This window comes from Nocardia farcinica (genome assembly GCF_029867845.1).
GTDB classification, from domain to species: Bacteria; Actinomycetota; Actinomycetes; order Mycobacteriales; family Mycobacteriaceae; genus Nocardia; species Nocardia farcinica_A.
The window spans coordinates 1-3,992 of record NZ_JARWRU010000598.1 but is presented as its reverse complement, the minus strand read 5'-3'; the positions used below and the strand labels follow the sequence as shown (position 1 = coordinate 3,992).

Annotated in this window: 5 protein-coding genes; all 5 read right to left on the bottom strand. The window is 69.4% G+C overall.

Going from position 1 to position 3,992, the window contains the following annotated elements; all coding sequences use genetic code 11:
* A partial coding sequence (gene nuoE / locus QH283_RS13075; RefSeq protein ID WP_280503271.1) for an NADH-quinone oxidoreductase subunit NuoE occupies positions 1–614 on the bottom strand: 614 nt, incomplete at its 3' end.
* Entirely contained in the window at positions 611–1,918 is a 1,308-nt protein-coding gene (gene nuoD, locus QH283_RS13070) for an NADH dehydrogenase (quinone) subunit D (protein ID WP_280503272.1), read from the bottom strand. The genes nuoE and nuoD, both read right to left, overlap by 4 nt.
* 56 nt (positions 1,919–1,974) lie before the next feature.
* The gene (locus tag QH283_RS13065; RefSeq protein ID WP_280503270.1) at positions 1,975–2,808 is read right to left on the bottom strand and encodes an NADH-quinone oxidoreductase subunit C; all 834 of its coding nucleotides are present in this window, start codon (positions 2,806–2,808) and stop codon (positions 1,975–1,977) included.
* Entirely contained in the window at positions 2,805–3,359 is a 555-nt protein-coding gene (locus QH283_RS13060) for a NuoB/complex I 20 kDa subunit family protein (RefSeq protein WP_280503269.1), read from the bottom strand. Before QH283_RS13060 ends, QH283_RS13065 begins: the two co-directional genes overlap by 4 nt.
* A gap of 47 nt (positions 3,360–3,406) precedes the next feature.
* A complete protein-coding gene (locus QH283_RS13055; protein WP_280503268.1) occupies positions 3,407–3,787 on the bottom strand; it encodes an NADH-quinone oxidoreductase subunit A in 381 nt (126 codons plus the stop codon).
* Between the last annotated feature and the right edge of the window lie 205 nt (positions 3,788–3,992).

The window sequence follows — 3,992 nt, the reverse complement described above, 5'->3', positions numbered from 1 at the left end:
GGGGGGGGTACGCGGCCCTGCGGGCGGGGGTGGCGGCGTTTGGTCCCCGGGGGCCGCCCGGGGGGGGCCGGCCCCTGCTGCCGGCCCGGCTGCGCCCCCACCTGGGCGCGCCCCGACTCGGGGGTCTGGTTGTCGAAGAACTCCCAGTTGACCATCACCACCGGCGCGTAGTCGCAGGCGGCGTTGCACTCGACGTGTTCGAGGGTGACCGTGCCGTCGGCGGTGGTCTCGCCCGGCGCGATGCCGAGATGCCCGGCCAGTTCCGCGAGGATGGCGTCGCCGCCGAGCACCGCGCACAACGTGTTGGTGCACACGCCGACGTGGTAGTCGCCGGTGGGGGTGCGCCGGTACATCGAGTAGAAGGTGGCCACCGCGGTGACCTCGGCGCCGGTCAATCCCAGCTGCTCGGCGCAGAATTCGATGCCGGTGCCGGTGACGTAGCCGTCCTCGGACTGCACCAGGTGCAGCAGCGGCAGCAGCGCCGAACGCGGATGCGGGTAGCGCCCGATGATCTCCTTGGCGTCGACCTCCAGCCGTTCGCGCACCTCGGGCGGGTAGGGCCGCGGGCGCGTGCTCAACGACAGCAGCACGGGTTCGGACTGACGGTCGCTCATCGGTCGACACCACCCATCACCGGGTCGATGCTCGCGACCGCGGCGATCACGTCGGCGACCATGCCGCCCTCGCACATCGCCGCCACCGCTTGCAGATTCGTGAACGAAGGGTCGCGATAGTGCACCCGGTACGGCCGGGTGCCGCCGTCGCTGACCATGTGCACCCCGAGCTCGCCGCGCGGGGACTCCACCGCTGTGTACACCTGGCCCGCCGGCACCCTGATGCCCTCGGTGACCAGTTTGAAGTGGTGGATCAGGCCCTCCATGGATCGGCCCATGATGCGGCCGATGTGGGCGGGGGAGTTGCCGAGGCCGTCGGGGCCGAGGTGCAGGTCGGCCGGCCAGGCGATCTTCTTGTCGTCGATCATGACCGGGCCGGGGCGCAGCCGGTCCAGGCACTGTTCGACGATCTTGAGTGATTCCTTCATCTCCTCGATGCGGATCAGGTAGCGGCCGTAGCAGTCGCAGCTGGTGGTGACCGGCACCTCGAACTCGTAGTTCTCGTAGCCGCAGTAGGGATCGCTCTTGCGCAGGTCGTTGGGCAGGCCGGTGGAGCGCAGCACCGGGCCGGTGATGCCGAGCGCCATGCAGCCGGTCAGGTCGAGATAGCCGACGTTCTGGGTGCGGGCCTTGAAGATCGGGTTCTCGGTGAGCAGGTGCTCCATGTCGCGCAACCGCTTCGGCATGAGCGCGAGCAGTTCGCGGACCTTGGTGATGCCCTCCTCCGGCACGTCCTGGGCCAGGCCGCCGGGGCGGATGTAGGCGTGGTTCATGCGCAGGCCGGTGATGGCCTCGAACACGTCGAGCACCAGTTCGCGTTCGCGGAAGCCGAACAGCATCGGCGTCAGCGCGCCGAGTTCCATGCCGCCGGTGGCCAACGCCACCATGTGCGAAGAGATGCGGTTGAGTTCCATGAGCATCACCCGCACCACGCCGGCCCGCTCGGGGATCTGCTCGGTGATGCCGAGCAGCCGTTCCACGCCAAGGCAGTAGGCGACCTCGTTGTAGAACGGCGAGAGGTAGTCCATGCGGGTCACGAAGGTGACACCCTGGGTCCAGTTGCGGAACTCGAGGTTCTTCTCGATGCCGGTGTGCAGGTAGCCGATGCCGCAGCGGGCCTCGACCACGGTCTCGCCCTCGATCTCCAGGATCAGCCGCAGCACTCCGTGCGTGGAGGGGTGCTGCGGGCCCATGTTGACGACGATGCGTTCCTCGCGCGCGTCACCGAGGGATTCGGTGACGGTGTCCCAGTCCTGGCCGGAGACGGTGACCACCGTGTCGCCGTCGCGGGTGTCGGGATCGATCGGCTGTGCCTGGCCCTCGGCGCGGTGGCGCCCGGGCCGGATGTCGGTGTCCTTCACTAGCTGTACGCCCTCCGCTCGTCGGGCGGCGGGATCCGCGCGCCCTTGTATTCGACCGGGATCCCGCCGAGCGGGTAGTCCTTGCGCTGGGGGTGGCCACGCCAGTCGTCGGGCATGGCGATGCGGGTCAGCGACGGGTGGCCGTCGAAGACGATGCCGAAGAAGTCGTAGGTCTCCCGTTCGTGCCAGTCGCAGGTGGGGTAGACCGCGAACAGCGAGGGGATGTGCGGGTCGGTGTCCGGCGCGCAGGTCTCCAGGCGCAGCGTGCGCCGGTGGGTGATGGAGCGCAGCTGGTAGACCGCGTGCAGTTCACGGCCGGTGTCCTCGGGGTAGTGCACGCCGCTCACGCCGAGGCACAGTTCGAAGCGCAGGCCCGGGTGGTCGCGCAGCGCGCGGGCCACCGTCTCGATGTGCTCGCGGCGGATGTGCAGCGTGAGTTCGCCGCGGAACACCACCACCTTCTCCACCGCCGCGGCGAAACCTTCCCCGTCGCCGCCGAGCGCCTCGGTGAGGGTGTCGACGAGTTCGTCGAAGTAGCCGCCGTAGGGCGGCAGGGTGCTGCCGGGTAGCAGGACCGGGCGCACCAGGCGGCCGTAACCGGAGGTGTCGCCGGTGTCGCGGATGCCGAACATGCCGCGGCGCACGCCGATCAGCTCGGCGCCCGCGGCCGCCGGACCCGTTGCCGGGACCGTGGATTCGGGACCGACGCCGGGATCGGGGACGTCCGGGTGCGGTCGGCCCTTGCCATTGCCGTTGCCGTTGCTGTTGCCATTGGTGTTGCCGTTGCCGTTGCGTGGACGGTCGCCGCCGTTGTGCCGATCGCCGGAACTCATCGCAGCAGCCCCTCCATCCTGATGGTGGGCGTGGATGCCAGCGCGGCCTGCTCGGCGGCGCGGATCGCCTCCTCGCGGTTGACGCCCATGGGCGCGCGGGCGATCTGCTCGTTCAACGTCAGGATGGCGTTGAGCAGCATCTCCGGGCGCGGCGGGCAGCCGGGCAGGTAGATGTCGACCGGGACCACGTGGTCGACGCCCTGCACCACGGCGTAGTTGTTGAACATGCCGCCCGAGGAGGCGCACACGCCCATGGCGAGCACCCATTTCGGTTCGGCCATCTGGTCGTAGACCTGCCGCAGCACCGGCGCCATCTTCTGGCTGACCCGCCCGGCCACGATCATCAGATCGGCCTGCCGCGGCGAGGCGCGGAAGACCTCCATGCCGAAGCGCGCGAGATCGTAGCGACCCGCGCCGGTGGCCATCATCTCGATGGCGCAGCAGGCCAGACCGAAGGTGGCGGGCCACAGCGAGCCCTTGCGGAAATATCCGGCGAGACCTTCCACCGTGCTCAGCAGGAATCCGCTGGGCAGTTTCTCCTCTAAACCCATATCCGACTGACACTCACTTCCACTGTGCGGGCGAACTCCGGCGGCGATCAGTCCCAGCTGAGCCCGCCGCGACGCCATTCGTAGGCGTAGGCGATCGAGACGTTGACGATGAACAGCGTCATGGCGACGAGACCGAACAGACCCAGCGCGTCGAAGTGCACCGCCCACGGGTAGAGGAACACGATCTCGATGTCGAAGATGATGAACAGCATCGCGGTCAGGTAGTACTTGACCGGAAAGCGTTGTCCGGCAGCGTTTCCGGGACCGCCCGCCACCGCGTGCGGGGTGGCTTCGATGCCGCACTCGTAGGCCTCGAGCTTGACCCGGTTGTAGCGCTTGGGGCCGATCAGCGCCGAGAGCGCGACCGAGAACACCGCGAAAGCCGCACCGAGCGCGCCGAGTACGAGGGTGGGGGTTTCCGGGTTCACGAGCGCTTCCCCTCCTTGGTGAGCCGAGGCTCCTCGTGCGGGTGGACGGTCGAGCGGTTCGATGTCGAAGCTGGCCTGCCGTCCGAGGCCCGGCCTGCCGTGCGGCGGGGGGGGGGGGCCCGGGGGCCCCCGGGGCGGGCGGGGCGCGGCGGGGCGGGGGGCGGGAGCGGCGGCAGAGGGGGGTGGTTAGTGGCAGAAGCAAAGA

What these genes read in the sequence shown, in the direction of transcription:
- QH283_RS13060 (WP_280503269.1), bottom strand. Translation starts at nt 3,359, where the DNA reads ATGGGTTTAGAGGAGAAACTGCCCAGCGGATTCCTGCTGAGCACGGTG.
- QH283_RS13065 (WP_280503270.1), bottom strand. Translation starts at nt 2,808, where the DNA reads ATGAGTTCCGGCGATCGGCACAACGGCGGCGACCGTCCACGCAACGGC.